The 19,186-nt window shown below is 69.0% G+C and carries 14 protein-coding genes and 1 pseudogene; 4 read left to right on the forward strand and 11 right to left on the reverse strand.

Translation table 11 applies throughout. The annotated features are described in order from the left end of the window. Nucleotides 1-13: 13 nt before the first annotated feature. The 4 genes from AKJ08_RS12940 to AKJ08_RS12955 are packed head-to-tail and all read right to left on the reverse strand — an operon-like array spanning nucleotide 14 to nucleotide 3,918. A complete protein-coding gene (locus AKJ08_RS12940) occupies nucleotides 14-817 on the reverse strand; it encodes an enoyl-CoA hydratase family protein (RefSeq protein ID WP_050726449.1) in 804 nt (267 codons plus the stop codon). A 1-nt stretch (nucleotide 818) separates the two neighbouring features. Then, entirely contained in the window at nucleotides 819-1,226 is a 408-nt protein-coding gene (locus AKJ08_RS12945) for a RidA family protein (RefSeq protein WP_050726450.1), read from the reverse strand. 32 nt (nucleotides 1,227-1,258) lie between these two features. Further along, nucleotides 1,259-2,041: an SDR family NAD(P)-dependent oxidoreductase gene (locus AKJ08_RS12950; RefSeq protein WP_050726451.1), complete on the reverse strand. Its 783-nt coding sequence runs from the start codon at nucleotides 2,039-2,041 to the stop codon at nucleotides 1,259-1,261. Between the two features lie 35 nt (nucleotides 2,042-2,076). Further along, nucleotides 2,077-3,918 (reverse strand): M2 family metallopeptidase, encoded by a 1,842-nt coding sequence (locus AKJ08_RS12955; RefSeq protein ID WP_050726452.1) that lies wholly within the window; start codon nucleotides 3,916-3,918, stop codon nucleotides 2,077-2,079. Between the two features lie 289 nt (nucleotides 3,919-4,207). Between AKJ08_RS12955 and AKJ08_RS12960 the strand changes: the two genes are divergently transcribed. Beyond that, complete coding sequence (locus tag AKJ08_RS12960; RefSeq protein ID WP_169788820.1) at nucleotides 4,208-4,816, forward strand: Kazal-type serine protease inhibitor family protein; 609 nt, start codon at nucleotides 4,208-4,210, stop codon at nucleotides 4,814-4,816. Between the two features lie 202 nt (nucleotides 4,817-5,018). After that, entirely contained in the window at nucleotides 5,019-5,627 is a 609-nt protein-coding gene (locus AKJ08_RS19890) for a Kazal-type serine protease inhibitor family protein (RefSeq protein ID WP_169788821.1), read from the forward strand. Nucleotides 5,628-5,695: 68 nt separating this feature from the next. Here the strand turns inward: AKJ08_RS19890 and AKJ08_RS12970 are convergent, their stop codons facing one another. Then, on the reverse strand, nucleotides 5,696-7,633 hold the full coding sequence (locus AKJ08_RS12970) for an acyl-CoA dehydrogenase family protein (RefSeq protein ID WP_082343140.1): 1,938 nt from the start codon (nucleotides 7,631-7,633) through the stop codon (nucleotides 5,696-5,698). A gap of 111 nt (nucleotides 7,634-7,744) precedes the next feature. Here AKJ08_RS12970 and AKJ08_RS12975 point away from each other — a divergent pair, with 111 nt between their 5' ends. Continuing rightward, on the forward strand, nucleotides 7,745-8,467 hold the full coding sequence (locus tag AKJ08_RS12975; protein WP_050726455.1) for an isochorismatase family protein: 723 nt from the start codon (nucleotides 7,745-7,747) through the stop codon (nucleotides 8,465-8,467). On the opposite strand, the gene AKJ08_RS12980 is transcribed toward AKJ08_RS12975, so the two are convergent. The 6 genes and pseudogenes from AKJ08_RS12980 to AKJ08_RS20920 all read right to left on the reverse strand — a co-directional run. Beyond that, on the reverse strand, nucleotides 8,464-10,263 hold the full coding sequence (locus tag AKJ08_RS12980; RefSeq protein ID WP_082343141.1) for an aminotransferase class V-fold PLP-dependent enzyme: 1,800 nt from the start codon (nucleotides 10,261-10,263) through the stop codon (nucleotides 8,464-8,466). The two genes, AKJ08_RS12975 and AKJ08_RS12980, sit on opposite strands and share 4 nt — an antisense overlap. A 38-nt stretch (nucleotides 10,264-10,301) precedes the next feature. Beyond that, nucleotides 10,302-11,702: a DUF2156 domain-containing protein gene (locus AKJ08_RS12985; RefSeq protein WP_082343142.1), complete on the reverse strand. Its 1,401-nt coding sequence runs from the start codon at nucleotides 11,700-11,702 to the stop codon at nucleotides 10,302-10,304. A 20-nt stretch (nucleotides 11,703-11,722) separates the two neighbouring features. Continuing rightward, complete coding sequence (locus AKJ08_RS12990; protein WP_050726456.1) at nucleotides 11,723-12,847, reverse strand: YcjF family protein; 1,125 nt, start codon at nucleotides 12,845-12,847, stop codon at nucleotides 11,723-11,725. A 118-nt stretch (nucleotides 12,848-12,965) separates the two neighbouring features. Then, complete coding sequence (locus AKJ08_RS12995; RefSeq protein WP_050726457.1) at nucleotides 12,966-13,409, reverse strand: nuclear transport factor 2 family protein; 444 nt, start codon at nucleotides 13,407-13,409, stop codon at nucleotides 12,966-12,968. A gap of 54 nt (nucleotides 13,410-13,463) precedes the next feature. Then, on the reverse strand, nucleotides 13,464-15,143 hold the full coding sequence (locus tag AKJ08_RS13000; RefSeq protein ID WP_050726458.1) for an ABC1 kinase family protein: 1,680 nt from the start codon (nucleotides 15,141-15,143) through the stop codon (nucleotides 13,464-13,466). A 444-nt stretch (nucleotides 15,144-15,587) separates the two neighbouring features. Further along, a pseudogene (locus AKJ08_RS20920) lies at nucleotides 15,588-16,472 on the reverse strand (hypothetical protein); the annotation flags it as partial. Nucleotides 16,473-17,907: 1,435 nt separating this feature from the next. Here AKJ08_RS20920 and AKJ08_RS13005 point away from each other — a divergent pair. Continuing rightward, nucleotides 17,908-19,086, forward strand: a complete 1,179-nt coding sequence (locus AKJ08_RS13005) for an acyl-CoA dehydrogenase family protein (RefSeq protein ID WP_050726459.1) — start codon at nucleotides 17,908-17,910, stop codon at nucleotides 19,084-19,086. Nucleotides 19,087-19,186 lie beyond the last annotated feature (100 nt).

The following is a 19,186-nucleotide window of genomic DNA, read 5'->3' on the forward strand; positions in this document are numbered from 1 at the left end:
TGATCCTCGCGCGCTACCGGCCCGTGAACCTGGCCGGGCGCTTCTCTACGAAGGCGTCGTAGGCCTCGCGGAAGTCGCGCGTCTGCATGCAGATCGCCTGGGCGCGGGCCTCGTTGTCGAGGGAGGAATGCAGGCTCGCGTGCTGCTCCTCGTCGAGGAGCTCCTTGGTCACACCCAGCGCGAAGGTGGGACCCGCAGCCAGGCGGCCGGCGAGCTGCAGCGCTCGCGGGAGCACCTCGTCGGCGGGCACCACCTCGTTGTGGAGGCCGATCGCCTTGGCCTCCTCAGCGGGAATCGCGTCGCCGAGCATGAGGAGCTCGGTGGCCTTCGCGAGGCCGACGTAGCGGGGCAGGAGGTGCGCCGCGCCCATGTCCGCGCCGGCGAGGCCGACCTTCACGAAGAGGAAGGCGATCTTCGATCCCGCAGCGGCCACACGGAGGTCGCAGGCCAGGGCGATGGCCGCCCCGGCGCCGGCGGTGGTGCCGTTCAGCGCCGCGACCACCGGCTTGCGGAGGCGCCGGATGTTGCGGACCAGGTCGCAGGTCATCCGGGTGAACTCGATCAGCCCCGGCATGTCGCGGGAGAAGAGCTCGCCAATGATGTCGTGGACGTCGCCGCCGGAGCAGAAGGCCCGGCCGGAGCCGGTGATCACCACCGCCCGGACGGGCTCCCGATGAGCCAGTGCCGCGAAGAGATCCCGCAGCTCCGCGTAGACCTCGAAGGTGAGGGCGTTCAGCTTCTCGGGGCGGTCGAGGGTGATCACGGCGACGCCGTCGTCACGCTCCTCGTAGCGAAAGCTCTTCGGCTCCGGACGCATCTCAGGGCTCCTTCGGCAGGAGGCAGGTCGCCTCGATCTCCACCAGCGCACGATCTTCCACGAGGTCCGCCACCTGGACGAGGGCCATCGCGGGATAGACGCGCCCCATGTGCTTCTTCCAGGCGGCGCCGATCTCGGCGAGCTGCGCCAGGTAGTCCTGCTTGTCCGTGACGTAGATCGTCATCCGGGCCACGTGCTCGGGGCCACCGCCAGCGGCGCGCACCACGTCGAGCACGTTCGACAACGCCTGCGCCCACTGCTCGTGGAAGACGTCCGAGTGGAAGACCTCGTCCGCGTCCCAGCCGATCTGGCCGCCGACGAAGAGGATCCGCCCCTCGCCGACGATGCCGTTCGAGTAGCCCTTCGGCCGCTTCCAGCCCGGAGGCTGGATCGCCTGGAGAAGACCCATCTTCACTCTCCGTATGCTCGGGTTCAAACCGGTCAGGCGAGGATCTCGCCGCCGTCGACGTTGAGGAGCTGTCCGGTGATCCCGCCGGCGGCGGGGTCCGCGAGGAAGGCCACGGCGCGGGCCACTTCCTCCGGCCGGATCAGCCTGCCGATCGCGTTCATGTGGGCGAGCTCCGCGACCGCCTCCTCGCGGCTGCGCCCGGTGACCTCCGAGATCTTGCGGGCAGAGGCCTCGAGCATCTCGGTCTCGGTCCACCCCGGGCAGACCGCGTTCACCGTGATCCCCTTGGGCGCGACCTCGTGGGCCAGGGAGCGCGTGAGCCCCACCAGCGCATGCTTGCTGGCCGAGTAGGCCGTCGTGTAGCGGTAGCCCGCCCTGCCCGCGGTCGAGGCGATGTTGATCACCCGCCCACGCCGGCGCTCGAGCATGGACGGCAGGACCGCGTGGATCACCGCGAAGGCGCCGACGAGGTTCACCTCGAGCACCCGGCGGAGCTCGGCGAGAGAGGTCCGATGGAGGGGTGCCGAGAACGCGATCCCGGCGTTGTTCACCACGATGTCGATCGGCCCGAAGGAGGCGGCCACCAAGGCCACGCAGTCCTCTACCTGCCGGTCGTCGGTGACGTCGAGGGCGAAGGCGCTGGCGGCTCCGCCCTCGGCGCGGATCGCGGCGGCGGTCTCCTCGCAGGCCTTGAGCTCGCGCGAGCAAAGCGCCACGTTGGCGCCCTGCTCCGCGAGGGCGATGGCGCAGGCCTTGCCGATCCCGCGGCTCGCGCCGGTGACCAGCGCGACCAACCCATCCAGCGGCTTCGCCACCTTCGCCTCCCTCCCCCGTCAGGTGCGGCCGTTCGCTACCAGCCGCACTGCTGGCCGCGGTTCTGCTCCGCGAGCCACGTCCGAAGCGGCTGGAAGTACTCGAGGATCGGCGTCGCATCCATCTCGCGGTGGCCGGTCATCGCCTCGAGGGCGTCGGGCCAGGGCTTGCTCGCGCCCAGCGCCAGCATCGCGCGGAGCTTCTCGCCCGCGTCCGCGCTGCCGTAGACGGAGCAGGCGTGGAGCGGCCCCTGGAAGCCCGCCGCGTCGCAGAGCGCCTTGTGGAACTGGAACTGGAGGATGTGCGCCAGGAAGTAGCGCGTGTACGGCACGTTCGCCGGGATGTGGTACTTGGCGCCCGGATCGAAGTCGGCCTCGGAGCGGGCCACCGGAGCCGCCACGCCCTGGTAGCGCTCCTTCAGCTCCCACCACGCCTGGTTGTAGTTCGCCGACGCGGTCTTGCCCGAGAACACGTCCCAGCGCCACTGATCGATCATCTTGCCAAAGGGCAGGAAGGCGATCTTCTGGAGCGCCATCTTCATCTGGACGTTGACCACGCCCTTGTCGTCCGACGGGACCTTCGAGATCAGCCCGATCTGCTTGAGGTAGCCCGGCGTGATCGAGAGCGCGATCGCGTCGCCGATCGCCTCGTGGAAGCCGTCGTTGGCGCCGGACTGGAAGAGCACCGGGAGCTTGTCGTACTGCTGGTAGTAGTAGTTGTGACCGAGCTCGTGGTGGATCGTGATCAGATCCTCCTCGGTGGGCCGGATGCACATCTTGATGCGCACGTCGCCGGCGGAGGTCACGTCCCACGCGCTGGCGTGGCAGACCACGTCACGGTCGCGGGGCTGCACCAGCATCGACCGCTGCCAGAAGGTCTCGGGCAGGGGCTTCAGGCCCAGCGAGGTGAAGAAGGACTCGCCGAGCTTCGCCATCCGGATGGCGTCGTACTTCTGCTTCTTCAGCGAGGCGTCGACGTCGAGGCTGGCCGCGCCCTTGTACGGCTCCACCAGCGGGTAGATGTTCGACCAGTCCTGCGACCACATGTTGCCCAGCAGGTGCGCGGGGATGGGGCCGCGGGCGGGCACCCGATCCTTGCCGTACTTCTTCACGAGCTGGCTGCGCACGTAGCAGTGGAGCTCGTCGTAGAGCGGCTTCACCTGCTGCCAGAGCCGGTCGGTCTCCGCCTCGAAGTCGGCGGGGCTCATGTCGTAGCCGGACTTCCAGAGCTCGCCCAGGTCGGCGAAGCCGATCTCGCGGGCGCCCTGGTTGGCGAGCCGGACCTCCTGCTCGTAGAGGGGCCGCATCTCGCGGGAGATCGTGTGCCAGCCCATCCAGGCGTCGAGGAGCTCCTCGTACTTGCGGCTCTGCGCGAGGGTCTCGGAGAGGTCGCCGAGGTCGCGGCACTTCGCCTTGCCGTCGGCGCCGCACCACTTGCCCTTGCCGTACATCCCCTCGAGCTTCGCCGCGAGGCTGGCGAGCTCGGCGCGCTCGGCGGCCTCGGAGGGGGCCGGGAGTGCGGAGGTGAGACGCAGGAGGTGCAGCATCCGGCCGGTGGCCTCGTCGACCTCCACGCCGTCGAACCTCTTGGAGTCGGCGACGGCCTTCGAGAGGAAGGCCATCATCTCCTCGTTCGCCCACGCCGAGAGCTGCTCGGTGTCGTCCGTGATGTAGGTGCTCTTCACCCACTCGGCGGTGGAGACTCGCGTGAGGATCGCCTTCAGCTCGGCGTCGACGCGGGTGGCGAACTCCTTGGCCTCGGCGGCGGTGGGAGCGGCGAATGCGACCTCTACCGGCTCGAGGGAGGGTCCGCCGGTGGTGGCGCACGAGGCCATCGAGGCCGCGAGGACGATTCCTGAGATCAGCTTGGAGATGTTCATGGCCCGGCATCCTAGTCCAAGCGCTTCGGCCGTTTGAAGCGAGATCTGCCCCGCCGGCAGGCGCACAGGCAGCCGGCCGGGCCTGTTGAAGGCGCAGCCGCGCCAGCTCGACGCAGGCGAGGGCAATCGTTCCGACCGCGGATCGAGACGGCCAACGCTCCATTTCACGACGGAGCTGTTTGAATCCTGAACTTTTCAAATTTGGAAGATTTGCATTTCCAGTGAAGCCCGGTTTGACTGGGTTGGTCGACCGATTGTCGATCGACCCTTCACTGAAATGGAGATCCGAATGAGAACCCGACTCGCTGGTCTCGTAGTGGTGTTGGTATCATCCTTGTTCGTAGCGTGCGGTGGTGCTGGTGCCGATGCCGACACCGGCTCCGAGCAGCAGGGCCTCGAAGCGGCCGTCTGCATCTGCCCGACCGTCTGGGATCCCGTCTGCGCATGGGGCGGCCAGACCTATGGCAACGAGTGCCAAGCCGCCTGCGTAGGCGCGGAGATCGCCCACAAGGGCGAGTGTGGCACGTGCCTGCTCAGGCAGCGCTTCGATCCCGTCTGCGGCGAGGACGGAAAGACCTACGACAACGTGGAGGCGGCGACCTGCGAAGGAATCCGGGTCGCCCACCCGGGGCCGTGCGAAGACTGCGGCTGCGACAAGGAGAAGCTCGCGCCCGTATGCGCCTGGGGCGGCGTGAGCTATCCCAACGAGTGCGCGGCCAAGTGCGCAGGCGCCGAGATTGCCCACGACTACGGCAACTGCGGCGAGTGCTCCTGGATCGCTCTCTACGATCCGGTCTGCGGCGTGGACGGCAGGAGCTACAGCAACTCGGGCGAGGCCCACTGCAAGGGGATCCGCGTGGCCCACACGGGATCTTGCGACGCCGACACCCGCGGGTAGTCCACGACTCCCACGGCAGCTCTGGGCGAGCCCTTCGACGAGGGGCTCGCCCTCCGCCATCCCCCAGCATTTGCGGGCGCGCGGTTCCGAATTTCGAACGTGTCGGATTCGACACTCGCTGTTGTCCGACGCTACCGACAAACAGATAATGGGTCCTCGTTCGACCGCCTCGCTGGTCGATCGGATCTGGACGGGGGTCGAAATGGATACGCGAATCGCATTCTTCGCAGTGGTGTTGGCAGCTTCCACGTTCGCCGCGTGCGGTGGCGCTGGTTCCAAGGCCGACGTCGGCTCCGGGGAGGAGGCCCTCGAATCGGCCAACTGCATCTGCCCAACCGTCTGGGATCCCGTCTGCGCCTGGGGCGGCCACACCTACGGCAACGAGTGCGAGGCCGCCTGCGTCGGCGCCGAGATCGCCCACGACTTCGGCGGCTGCGGCGAGTGCGTCTGGATCACGCTCGACGACCCCGTCTGCGGCGAGGACGGCAGGACCTACAGCAACTCGGCCGAGGCCCTCTGCAAGGGGATCCGGGTCGCTCACCCGGGGCAATGCGGTGCGTGCGGCTGCGAGGAGAACTACCTGCCCGTCTGCGCCTGGGGCGGCGTGAGCTACCCCAACGAATGCGCGGCCAGGTGCGCAGGCGCCGAGATTGCCCACGACTACGGCAACTGCGGCGAGTGCGTCTCGATCGCTCTCTACGATCCGGTCTGCGGCGTGGACGGAAGGACCTACGGCAACTCGGCCGATGCCCTCTGCAAGGGGATCCGCGTGGCCCACAGCGGCACGTGCGACGGCGAAATCCGGGACTGAGCTCCTCGAAGTGATTCAGGGCGAGCCCCTCTCCCGCGCCAGCGGTGAGGGGCTCGCCCTTTTTCGTCTCAGGAGTAGGGCGCGGGCGGCGGTGCCCGGTTCGCCTCCTCCGGCTCGTACTCGGCGCCCGACGCGCGGGCCATCCGTCTCTCGCGGCCCGATGGGCGGAGGTCGTCCACCGAGAGGCCGAGGCCCATGATGCCCTCCTCGAGCCAGGCGTACTTCCCTTCGAGCAGCTTGTTCGCGACCCGGTTCTCGAACGAATCCTGGTTGAACCAGAGGTCCACGAAGAGCCGACGGACCTTCTTCCGGCTGGTCCGGCAGAAGAGGTCGGCGAGCTCAATCGCCTCCGCGGCTGCGGGGTCGTGGCGCTCCGCCATCCGCTGGGCCCTGCAGATCGAGGCCGACATCGCGAAGAGCTCCATGGCGATGTCCACCACGCGGAAGAGGAAGCCCTCCCTGTGCTGCATCCCGCCGCGGTAGACCATCATCCCGTGGAAGGTGGAGCGGGCGAGCTTGCGGCTGGTCCGCTCCACGAAGCGCAGGTGGCGGGCGAGGCGGCCGAAGGATTCATAGCGCGGCCACCGGCCCCAGCCCGTCCACCGGGTCGGATACCAGCGCGCGTAGAAGGCCGCGATCTTCGGGAGCGCGTCGAGCTTCTCCCGGCCGCTCGCGCGGCCGTAGACCAGCGGCCCCGCCACGTGGAGGTGCTTGTCCACCGCCTCCCGGGCCATGAAGAGGTGCATGATCTCGCTCGAGCCCTCGAAGATCAGGTTGATGCGGCTGTCCCGCATCATCCGCTCCACCGGCACCCCGGGCTCGCCACGGGCCTCGAGGGAGTCGGCGGTCTCGTAGCCTCGCCCGCCGCGGATCTGGAGGGTGTCGTCCACCAGCTCCCAGGCCTTGACCGTGTTCCACTCCTTCGCCGCCGCCGCCTCCAGCCGGATGTCGTAGCCGGGGCGGGTCGCCAGCTCGTCGGCGAGCTGGTGCACCGACTCCATCGCGTAGGTGGTCGCGGCGAGCTGCGCCAGCTTCCGGGAGATCGCCTCGTGGCGGCCGATCGGCTCGCCCCACTGGACCCTCGCGAGGCCCCACTTGCGGCAGATCTCGAGGCATTGCTTGGCCATGCCCACCGTCGCCGCCGGCAGCGTGAGCCGCCCCGTGTTCAGCGTGGTGAGGGCGATCTTCAGGCCCTGCCCTTCCTTACCGATCAGGTTCTCGCGCGGGACGCGGACGTTGCGGAAGATCACCACGCCGTTGGCGAGGGCGCGAAGGCCCATGAAGTGGCAGCGGTGCGGGAGCTCCACGCCCTCCCACGACGTCTCCACCACGAAGGCGCTGATCCGATCCGTGTCCGGGTTTCGCGCCATCACCACGAGCAGCTCGGCCTTGGTGCCGTTGGTGCACCAGAGCTTCTCGCCCTCGAGGATGTAGGCCTTGCCGTCCGGCGTGGGCCGGGCGGTGGTCGAGAGGCTGGCCGGATCCGATCCCACCGCCGGCTCGGTGAGCGCGAAGGCGGAGATGGCGCCCTTGGCGCAGCGGGGCAGGAACTTCTTCTTCTGCTCCTCGGTGCCGAAGAGCATCAGCGGCTGGGGGACGCCGATGGACTGGTGGGCCGAGAGGAGGGCGATGAGGTTGCCGTCATAGCTGCCCAGCAGCTCCATCACCTTGCCGTATTCACGCTGGGTGAAGCCCAGGCCCCCGTATTCTTCAGGGATCTTCATCCCGAAGGCCCCGAGCCGCCGCAGGCCGTCGACCACCTTGTCCGGATAGTCGCCGAGCCGGTCGATCTCGTCGGGATCGACGTCCTCCCGGAGGAACTTCTCGAGCCCGTCGTAGAACTTGCGGAACTCGGGTCGCTCGACGAGCGGATCCGGGAAGGGATGGATGAGGTCGAGGCGGAAGTCGCCGAGGAAGAGGTCTCGTAGGAAGGTATGGGAGCTCCACTCTTTCTCTCGCGACTCCTCTGCGACTTCGAGGGACTTGGTGCGTTCCGTGGTTGCCATGCCGGTGATCCTGTGGATCGGTTGTCGAGATGGCATGCGGTAGGGGCCCGTGGCCCCGCCTGCCCGGTCGCCGCGGGAACCGGCTCGACGTGGCGCGGAAACGAGGATCGGATGGCTCGGCAGGGACCGGCGAAAGGAGAGGCGACCCGGATCGAGATCCCGTCGGGAGCGTCGCTCCCCGTGGCCGCGCCGCCCGATCGCGCCCCATCGTCCAGGGCAGGAGTCCGCGTGCACAAGGCCCTGCTCGTCGTTGGCGTCCAGAACGACTTCTGTCCCGGCGGCTCGATGGCCGTCCCCGGCGGCGACCGGGTCGCTGCCCCGCTGTCGGCCCTGGGCAGCGCCGTCGATCACGCCGGCGATCTCGTGATCGCGTCCCGCGAGTGGCACCGCGAGTCGAGCGCCTTCTTCGACACGAACGGCGGGACCGTCTCCCCCTACTGCGTCGCCGGGACGGAGGGCGCGGCCTTCCCCCGCGACCTCAACCTCTCGCGGCGCACCCGTCAGGTCTTCCGCTCCCTCGACCCCGTCGAGAACGGCTCCTCGGCCTTCCTCGCAGTCGACCGGAGTGGCGCGAGGCTCTCCGAGCTCCTCCGCTCGGCGGGCGTCACCGAGCTCTTTCTCGGCGGCCTGCCTCTGGAGCAGACGATCCGCGAGACAGCGATGGACGGCCTCCGCCGGGGCTTCGGCGTCACGGTGATCATGGACTGCGTCGCGTCCCGCAATCCGCAGGAAGGCCGCGAGGTGCTCTTCCAGCTCCGCCTCGCCGGCGCGGCGGTGATGAGCAGCGGCGAGGCGATCCTCTCCCTCTACCGGAGCGGCGAGGCCAGGCTCTAGGCCTCGGCGACTGCTGCGGTGCCGACGCCCGTTGCAGGCTTCGACTCCCGCCCCCCGAGGCTGAAGCCGCAGTGGGTCGTCGGCTCCCGACCCTGGAGCTCGCAGAGCACCTCGGACGGGAGCGGAAACCAGCGCAGCTTCTCGATGTCGGGCGCGAAGGGCACGTCCGCCGACGGCGCCACGTTCCTCAGCTCCGCGGTGGCAGCCTCGACGATGCGCAGGGCCTCCGCGAGATAGCCCGGGAGCACGCCCTCCGGCGCCGTGGCGCGGCGCGAGGGGTACTCCAATCGCCCGGAGGCGTACGAGAGCTCATGCAAGCGCATCGCCTCGCCGGGCCTGCTGCGCACGTGCCGCCACTGTCCGGTCGCGAGGTCGAATCGGTAGTAGGGCAGGAGCTTCCACCCGTGGTCCGCGACGAAGTGCACGGCGTCCAGCAGGAATTGGAAGACGGTCTCCGAGACGAAGTAGTTGAAGTTGATCCGCACCCAGCCCGGCTTGATCCCCTCGGCGCCGGCGACGATCGCGCACTCGAAGCCCTTCGACGTAGCAGGATCGATCCCAAGCAACCGATGGCCGTAGGGGCCGGCACACGAGCAGCCGCCGCGGGCCTGGATGCCGAAGAGATCGTTGAGCAGCGCCACCACGAAGTCGTGGTGGAGGGCCCCCTCGCCGTGGCGGACCACGAAGGAGACGATGGAGAGCCGCCAGGCGCTCCGGTTCCCGAGGATCCGCAGGTTCGGGTTCTTCGACCACGACTCGATCGCCCGGCGGATGAACGACTCCTCGCGCTCGCGGATCAGCTCCTCGCCCACCGCCTCCTTGAGCTGGAAGACCAGCCCCGCGCGGATCGACTCGAGGATCGCCGGCGTGCCGCCCTCCTCGCGATGGATCGGGTCCGCGAGGTAGCGGTGCTCGGTCGGACCGACGTAGGCCACCGTGCCGCCACCCGGCTGCGTGGGGACGCGGTTCTCGAAGAGGCGGCGCTTCGCGACGAGGACGCCCGGTGTCCCGGGCCCGCCGATGAACTTGTGGGGCGAGAGGAAGACCGCGTCCTTCGAACAGTCCTCCCCGGGCCCGCCGACAGGGTTCATCTCGATCCGCACGTAGGGCCCCGCCGCGGCGAAGTCCCAGAACGAGAGCGCCCCATAGCGGTGGAGGAGCGCGGAGACCGCGTGGGTCTGGGAGCCGATCCCGGTGACGTTCGACGCCGCCGAGAAGCTGCCGATCTTCAGGCGGCGGTCCTTGTGTGCGAGGAGCTCTTTCTCCAGGTGAGCCAGATCGATGTGGCCGTCGGCGTCCTCGTCGATGGTGACGACGTCCGCGATCGACTCGCGCCAGGGGAGCTCGTTGGAGTGGTGCTCGAAGGGCCCGATGAAGACCACGGGCCGCTCGTGCGCCGGGATCCGCTCGCGCAAGCCGTAGCGCTCGTCGAGGTCCGCCGGCAGCCGGAGGTTGAGCACGTCGACGAGCTTGTTGATCGCCCCGGTCGCGCCGGAGCCGCAGAAGATCACGCAGTCGTCGGGCCCGCCTCCTACCGCCCGACGGATCGTCTCCCGCGCATCCTCGCGGAAGCGCGTGGTCCGCATCCCGGTCCCGGAGGTCTCGGTGTGGGTGTTCGCGTAGAGGGGCATCACCTCGTGGCGGATGAAGTCCTCGATGAACGAGAGCGAGCGTCCGGACGCGGTGTAGTCCGCGTACGTGACGCGCCGGGGACCGAAGGGCCCGTCGAAGACCTGGTCGTCACCGATGATCGAGTCCTGGATCGTCTCCAGCAAGCGGCGTCGATGATCGTCCATCCGGGGAACCTCAAGGTGCGAAGGAGGGACGGACGCTATCACGTACGGGCCGGACGGTTTGCGCCCTCTTCGACGGGAGCCGTCACGGCCTGCCGATGCCAGCGCGCGCGCCAGAGGAGCGGCGCCGCGACCGTGGGTGCGAGCACGCCCGCTGCGGTGACGGCGGCCTCGAGTGGGCCCTCGATGCGCGGCGCGTTGTGTACGAGGGCCTGGATCCAGGTGAGAGCCGCGTCGGCCGTGACCGCGGTCGCGATCGCGGTGGCGAGGCGCGGGCGCCACCGCCGCGTCAGGGCGAAGAGTCCGACGCAGAGCCCGACGTCGAAGCCTACCCAGGCCCACTTGGCCGCGGCGGTCGGAAACCACCTCGGGACGCTCGCGCTCGCCAGGAGCAGGGTCCACGGCACGAGCCCCACGGCGAGGCCTTCGATCACGATCGTCGGCCCGCGAAGGAGCGTCTCGAGGCCGAAGCGCAGGAGCCCGCCCCTGGCGAAGGCGGCGAGGGAGTCCACCAGCGGGAGGATCTCGCCCTCCCCTTCCGGCCACGCCAGGTAGATCGGCTCCCACCTCGAGGGACGGAGCCGGGCCTTGAAGCGCCTCAGCCCGCCGAAGTCGTAGAGGCGCCGGGTCAGACGAGCGGCAGCGAGGAGCCAGCCGCTCGCGCCGGCGAGCGGCGCCAGGCCCAGGGTGGCGTAGCGGCTCCCCTCGGCGGCGATGGTCCGCATGGCGGCGTCGACGAGGAGCTCGGTGGTGCCGTTGGGTGCCTGGGGATCCCGGAGCAGGTCCTCGAAGAGCCAGCCTCCCCTCGCGTAGACCGGCACCGCGGCGAGGAAGCCCACCACCGCTCCGGCGCGCTCGGCGACGAAGTAGCGCCGCTCAGAGGAGAACGAGAACGGATGGACGGCGACGAGGAAGCCCATGGGCGCCATCTGCTTCGCGCGCATCCACCGCGTGATGAGCCGGTCGATCGCCTGGCGCACCTCGCCGTCGGGCTCGACGATCTCCTCTGCCGGGACGAGGCGGACGCGCACGCCCTTCGCCCTCGAGCGGCGGAGCTGCTCCCGGAGGCTGGCCGAGGCCCGCAGGGTCTCCTCCCACTCGGCGGGATCCCAGACGGGCTGCTCGCCGATGCGCAAGCGCGAGAGCCGGATCCGCTGATGGAATCGATCCTCCGTGGCGAAGTAGCGGACCCGCCTGCCCCTCCGTCGCGCCTCCTCCTCGAAGCGGCGGGCGACCTCGCCCATGCGATCTTCGGCGACGATCGGCGCGCCTGCGACCACCCAGGCGCGGCCCGTGTCCACGTAGGCCACGCAAGCGTCGCTCCCGTCGAACCAGTAGTCGACGCCGGGCTCGAGCACCTGGAAGGAGGTCGCGTTCCAGCCGTGGGCGCGGAGGATCTCGAGCGCGCGCGCGTGATCGTTCGAGCCCGGCTCGAGACCCATCCGTAACCCCGTCCCGCCGCTCACGCCTCCGATTCCCGATCGCCCAGGGCCGTCACGGCGCGATGGAACTCCTCCTCGGTGATCTCCCCTGCGTCGAGCTTCACCCGCAGTCGCTCGAGCTCCCGGATCGGCACGTCGGCGAGCATCGCTTTCGCCTCGGCCCGCGCCTCCTCCGCCGCCTGGCGGAAGGTCTCGCGGAGCTCGTCCACGCCGACCTGCTGCTTGCGACGGAACCAGACGCGCGCGGTCTCGCCCAGCGCCACCGTCCCTGCGAAGGCCACCGCGCCTCCCACCGCGCTGCCGAAGCCCGGGACGAGCTTGAGGAGCTGGCGGGCGCCCTCTCGAAAGCCGACACCAGCGCCGAGTGTGGCGATGAGCTCCACCGCTCTCGCGCGGCTCACTTCGACTCCCTGGAAGTGCCCGATGGTCACCACCATCGCCACCTGGAGGGGGGCGAGCAGGGCCAGGTCCGCGAAGGGGAGCGGGATCGCGCCGATCGCCGCCGCCACGCCTGCCTTCGAGTAGATCAGCGTTCGGATCCTTCGATCCTTGAGCGCGAGGTCCCCCTGCTGCTGCGCGATGAAGGCGTCCCTCATCGCGTCTGGCAGCGCCTCCACGATCCGATCCACCAGCTCCTCGATGCCGGTACGACGACGGGCGGAGACGAAGAGGAGCTCCTTCTCGTCGAGCCCGAGGAGCTCCCGCGCGCTCTGGGCGAGCTCCGCCTTCTCACGATCGTCCAGCAGGTCGGCCTTGTTCACCACGGTGATCCGGTGGGCCACCGAGCCCTCGAGGATCCGATGGAGTTGCATGTCCTCCGCCGAGATCGCGGACATGCCGTTGAGCACGTGGATCACGACGTGCTGCTCGTCCAGGGCGCCGCTCTTCGCCACCTCGTCGAGGGAGAAGCGCCCCGTGCCGAAGCCCGGCGTGTCGGTGAGGTCGATCCCGAAGCGCTCCTTCGTCTGCGAGACCGCGGTCTCGTCGGTGCGCATGCTGACCGCGGCGACATCTTCGCCGTAGATTGCGTTGAAGAGCGACGACTTTCCGGCCTTCCCGAAGCCCGCGATCGCCACCCTGGGCCTCTTGGAGAACCGCCGCTTCACGTCGTCCACGATCCGATCGAGAGCTTCCTCGGAGAGCATTCGATATCCCTGCGTCATCCCGGGTCAGGCGAATGGCTCTTCGCTCGCCCAGCAAGGTGGCCGTTCCAGAACAACCGAGAGGCGCGCCGAACGCAAGGCCGCCAGCGGCCGCGCCCGATCACCCCATGATCCCCGGCGGAGGCAGGGTGATCCCCTCGACGGCAAGTATGCCGAGGAGGCCGACGCCATCCGGCGAGACGTTCCGGATCGAGAGGATCTCTCCGTACTCGAGGGTGAACTCGAGCCGCTCCGGGGGGAGGACGATGCGTTCCCCGGTCGCCTGGATCAGGGGGAACTCGTGCCAGGGCATGTCGAGGTCGCGGACGAAGGTCCCCGTGAGCTGGATGATCGCGCTCCCCGCCGCGAAGCCCTCGTGGATGTCGTGGGCGTGGTTCCACAGATCCGGGAAAGCCTCCCACAGCGCGAGCTGCGAGCGCCAGAAGTCCCGAAAGCCGAGCGGGTAGTGGCCGGGCGAATCCACCGCGAAGCCGCCGCCCACCTGCTCGGCGGCGAGGTCCTCGTCGTGGTGGTCCAACGCTTCCAAGAAGACTCGGATCGACATCCTTCGCTCCCCGAAGAAAATAGGAGCGCGTCGCCCGGGACGCCCGAAGCGGTGCTAGGGCCGGTCGCTCCGCCAGATCGCGCGAAGCGCCGCCGCCAGGACCGCGGCGGCGAGGCCGTAGCCCACCGCGGCGGGAGCCGGCAGTCCGAGGAGCAGCGGAGCGGGCGCGGAGAGCGCGAGGCTCGACGCCACCACGAGGCCCAGGAAGAGGACCGCGAGGACGATCCGGTTCACCTGCTTCTCGCGGAGCGAGCGGTCGGCAGGCGCGGCTTCCGCCTGCAGCTTGAGCCGGAGCTTGCCCTCCTGGAGGTCGGAGATCGCCTGCCCCGCCAGCATCGGTAGCCGTCGGGCGGTGTAGCGCAACGCGGTGAGCTGGTAAAAGAGCTCCTCCTGCAGGCGCTCGCGGCTGTAGAGCTCGCGGGTCATCCTCTGGAGATAGGGCACCATCTCCTCCAAAGGATCGACCTCAGGGATGAGCTGCTTGGCGAGGCCCTGGGTGGTGATCACAGCCTTGAAGAAGAGCGTGTAGGCTGGCGTCATCCGCACCCGATGACGGAACGCGATCTCCGTGAGCTGCCGCAGGAAGTCCTCGACCTGCAGCTCCGCCATGCTGCGGCCCACCACCTGCCGCTCCATCAGCGCCTGTAGATCACCCTCCCACGCCGTGTAATCGATGTGCTCGCTCCGGATCGACAGCTCCCAGTACACGCGGGCGATGGTCCGGTAGTCACGGCGCTGGATCGCGAAGAAGATGGTGACGAGGTTCTCGCGCATCTCCTCCGTGAGTCGCCCGACATTGCCGAAGTCGAGGAGGCCCAACCGGTTCCCGGGCAGCACGAGCACGTTGCCGGGGTGCAGATCGCCGTGGAAGCAGCCGTCCTCCAGGAGCATCTGGAAAGCCGTCTGCAGGTAACGCTCCCCGACGAGCCGCATGTCGCAGCCCGAGGCGCGGGCGTGGCTGATCTTCACGCCGTCGAGCCACTCCATCGTGAGCACCTGCTCGCCCGAGTGGCTCGTGAAGATCTCCGGTATCACCACGTGGTCGTTGCCGGCGAAGTTCGCGTGGAAGCGCTCGAGGTGCGCCGCCTCGACGCGGAAGTCCGTCTCGTCGGCGATGGACTTTCGCAACTCCCGCAGCACCCCCGGCACGTCGAGGAGCTCGATCTCGGGCATCTGCGCCTGGGCCTGCCTCGCCAGGAACTGGAGGATCGAGAGGTCCGTGAAGATCAGCTCGCGCACGCCGGGGCGCTGCACCTTCACCGCGACCTCCTCTCCGCTCGGGAGGCGGGCGCGGTGGACCTGGGCGATCGAGGCCGTGGCAAGCGGCTCCTCGTCGAACTGGGCGAAGAGATCCAGCGGGCTGCCGCCGAGGGTGGCGCGGATCTGCTCCTCCACCTCCTCGAAGGGGATCGGCCCCACGTCGTCCTGCAGGGATTGGAAGGCCTCCGCGTAGCCGGGCGGGAGCACGTCGCCCCGGGTGGAGAGCATCTGGCCGAGCTTCACGAAGGTCGGCCCCAGCTCGCGCAGCGCGGCGGCCACCCGCTCCGGGGAGAGGCCGACCTCAGCGTCCTCACCCTTGCGGAAGAAGCCGATCCCGGGGACGTCGATCCGCGCCACCAGCCAGCCGAAGCCGTGCCGGGCCAGGATCTGCACGATCTGCTGGAGCCGGCCCAGGTCCTTGACGACCTGGCGGGCTCCCATCGCGGTGCGGGCTGCGGTTCTGACGATTGCCACGTGCCTTCCAACGCTCGAGACGGCCCCGAACCTACCGCGCGGGCTCTCCGATGGCGAGGTTCGTGGCGTCCTTCAGGGAGCGCAGGTCGGCGGGCTGCTCCCGAATTCGCAGGAGAAGCTCCGGCACTCGTGCTCGGCGCTGCAGGGAGCGCCGGACGGAAAGCGCTCCCTGCACGTGCCCCAGGTCTCTCTCGTACAGAAGAGACCGTCCCGGCAGTCCCAATCCGTTCGGCAGCGCGCGTGCACCCCACCACGTGGCTGACAGACGCCATCCTCGCAAGCGCGGTCCCCCAGACAGTCATCCGAGGTGGAACAGGGACCCCCTTCCTCGCTCCAGGGATAGAGAGGCCGGCAAGCTCCGAAGTGACAACTCGTCAAGGTGACGCAATCCAACGGCCCGTCGCAGCGGTCGCCCACCCCGCCGTGCCACGAACAGATGCCCCCGATACATCGCAGACCGGCCTCGCATCGCTCGCTGAGGTCACAGTCGCTGCCCTCCGGGGTCCGAGGCACGCAAGAGCCGTCGATGCACGCAAGGCCGGCTCCACAGTCGTGTGCGCCGCCACACGGTCCTCCCGCGCCGGAGCGAGGGCCGCAGCGATCGACATCCAAGCGGCAGACGAGGTCTCCCGCGCACGACGTCGCGGCGCTGCAGGGCTCGCCCTCTTCCAGCGCACGTCGACACGTCCGCGGATATTCCCACGCACAATAGAGTCCATCGTCGCAGTCGGGCTTGGACGGGCTTTCGACGCCCTCGCAGCGATCGCCCTCTGCGCCGGACCCGCGGCAGATCCGGCCGCCGCTCCGATCAGGCCGGCAAGCGAGCCCGCTCGCGCAGGCCCGATCCTCCACACAGGCGCTTCCGTCGGCCACCGAACCCGCCTCAGCGCAGCTCCCGAGCCGGGGTTCGGGAGGACGGCTCACGTCGCAGATTGGGCCAGCCTCGTCGGTCGCTTCGCTCGCGCCGCAATCGATCGCATCCAGGCATCGCTCGCCCGGACCGGAGACCGGCTCGCAGCGAGGCGGGTCGTAGGCGCCATGGCAGATCAGGCCCGCCTTGCAGTCGGCCGATCCCTGCCGGAAGTCCCACGCCAAGCCCGCGCAGGGCTCTCCCCGGTTCTTCTTCGGGAGGCAGATCCCGGAATCCACGACCCCGCTACACCCTCCTCCTCCGGAGGGAACGGCCTTGCAGTACGAATCCTCCGGGCACGGAGCGGATTCAGAGCAGGAAATCGCGCCATCCTCGGGGCGCTCCCTGCATGACCAGGCAAACCCGAGAACGACCGCGAGCCACAAGATCGCACGACGCACGAACGGACCCGTTTCCATCCATTCCTCCGTTCAGAGCTTCACGCAAACCTTGCGTAGGGGGTCGCACCACCTGCTCGCGCACTCGAAAAAGGCCTCACACACCGTTCCGTCGCCCCGCCTCGGGACACAGGTGCCGACCTGGCAGAAGAGACCGTCCTCGCAATCACCCAAAGCGCCGCATGGCCCCCCAAGACCACTCGTTGGTTGGCATCGGTTTTCAAAACAGGGCCCGGCATCGCACGGGGACGTCAAGTTATTGCTACACGCATCTCCCACGTCCAGGCGCGCCCTGCACATCCCCATCTGGCACTGCAGGCCCTGGCCGCAGTCGGCGCTCCAGCCGCACGGTTCCCACTCCCGCGACGGGGGCGCGCAAGCGCCGAGGACGCAGCGATCGGCCCTTTCCGCGCAGTGGTCCTTGCTGTAGCAGGGCCCTCCTCTGGGACTCGGGGGCGAGCACGAACCCACGATGCAAAGGAACGGCTTCGCGCAGTCCCAGTCGCGGCCGCATGGCTCGCCCTCGGTAGAGGCGTACTCGCAGGACTTGTCCGCCGCTCCGCGGCAGATCAGCCCCTCCGCGCATTGCAGGTCTCGTTCGCATTGCATCCCCCGCGAGACGCGGAGCCTGCAGATTCCTGGATCACCGTCGTCGCAAAAGAGGCCGGGCAGGCATCGATCGCCCTCGTCGCGGCCCGGATGTTCGTACCGGACCCTGCACACGTCCCGTTCTGCGCCGGGGCCTCGGCAGATCGAGGTTCCGTCGCCGGTCTCGACGCATCGATGCTCGCCTTCGCAAGCGCGGCTGCCCACGCATTTCCGTCCCACAGCCACCGAGCGGGGAGGCGCGCAGCGGCCCGCTCCCGCGCTCACGTCGCAGACCAGATCGTCCTCGTGCCGGTAGCTGGGATGGACGCCGCAATCGCCATCACTCGCGCAGGGACCGCCGAGCCCCGACGGATCGACGCACGTCCGGCTCGCCGAGGAGCAAATCAGGCCCGCCCGGCAGTTGGTCTCGATCCCTAGTTGGCCGGAGTCGTCCCAGGGCGAGACCAAGGTGCACTCCTCGCCCTTGCCTCGCCGCTGCTCACACCGTCGGTCATGGCAGTAACCGGAATCGCACTGCGAACCGTCGTAGCAGGACATTTCGGGAGGGCTCTCACAAGCGGCAGCCAGTGCCGCCACGACGAGAAAGAGTGGAATCCTGACGAGTGCCCAAGCTCGAATGTGCATCCAGCCGCCTCCGTTTCGCGGGCCCGAAGCAAAGACGCCCGGGCCCCCAGAATCCGGACAGAGGCCCGGGCGCTTCCCTCCTCCCGGACCACGAGGCGGCTACGAGGCTCGCCAGCGGACGCCGGCCGGAGCCGCTTGCCGGCCTTCTGCGGCGCGTGCTACGCCAACTGCACGATTTCGTTCCTCTCGGCCGCGCGACGGCACCCTCTCGACGGAGTCCTCCTTGGGCGATTCGCTTCTCGGCACCGACCTCTTCCGGCTGGACGACCTCCTCACCGACGAGCAGAAGCTGGTTCGACGCTCGGTGCGCAAACTCGTGGACGAGGAGTTCCTCCCCGTCGTCCAGCAGCACTTCCGCGCCGGCACCTTCCCCACCGAGCTCGCGCCGAAGCTGGGCGAGATGGGCCTGCTGGGGATGAACCTGCAGGGCTACGGCTGCCCGGGGACCGACAACGTCACCTACGGCATCGCCATGCAGGAGCTCGAGAGGGGCGACTCGGGCTTGCGCTCGTTCTGCTCGGTGCAGGGCGCCCTCGCCATGTATCCCATCTGGGCCTTCGGCTCCGAAGAGCAGAAGGAGCGGTTCCTCCCCGGCATGGCCGCGGGCAAGGTCATCGGCTGCTTCGGCCTCACCGAGCCCGATCACGGCTCCGATCCCGCCGGGATGAAGACGCGCGCCCGCAAGGACGGCGACCACTACGTGCTCAACGGAACGAAGCTCTGGATCACCAACGGCACCACCGCCGACGTCGCCGTGGTCTGGGCGAAGACCGACGACGGCGGCGCGGAGAGCGTCCGGGGCTACCTCGTGGAGAAGGGCATGCCCGGCTTCGAGGCCCGGGAGATCCACGGCAAGGTCAGCCTCCGCGCCTCCCTCACCGCCGAGCTCTCCTTCCACGACGTCCGCGTCCCCGCGGCCAACGTGCTCCCGAAGGTAGAGGGCCTCCGCGGGCCGCTGATGTGCCTCAACCAGGCCCGCTACGGCATCGCCTGGGGTGCCACCGGCGCTCACCTCGCGTGCTTCGAGGCCGCGCGCGACTACTCGCTGTCGCGGATCCAGTTCGGCAAGCCGATCGCCTCGTTCCAGATGACGCAGGAGAAGCTGGTCGCCATCTACACCGAGCTGGTGAAGGCGCAGCTCGTCAACCTGCGCCTGGGGCAGCTCAAGGACCTCGACCAGCAGACCTACGTGCAGATCAGCTTCGCCAAGCGCAACAACGTGCGCGTAGCCCTGGAAGCCGCCCGCCTCGCCAGGGAGATCCTCGGGGCGAACGGGATCACCGACGACTATCCCGTGATCCGGCACATGGTGAACCTCGAGTCGGTCTACACCTACGAGGGCACCCACGACATCCACACCCTGATCCTCGGCAAGGAGCTCACGGGGATCTCCGCCTTTTGAGAGCTTGTGAAGAATTCACAAGCTCTCGCGGAGCCGAAGGCGGAGCAAACGAAAAGGAGCGCCCTCGCGCGAAGCGCGAGCTGAAGAAACGGGCCCGCTC

The organism is Vulgatibacter incomptus (assembly GCF_001263175.1).
In the GTDB taxonomy this organism is placed as follows: domain Bacteria; phylum Myxococcota; class Myxococcia; order Myxococcales; family Vulgatibacteraceae; genus Vulgatibacter; species Vulgatibacter incomptus.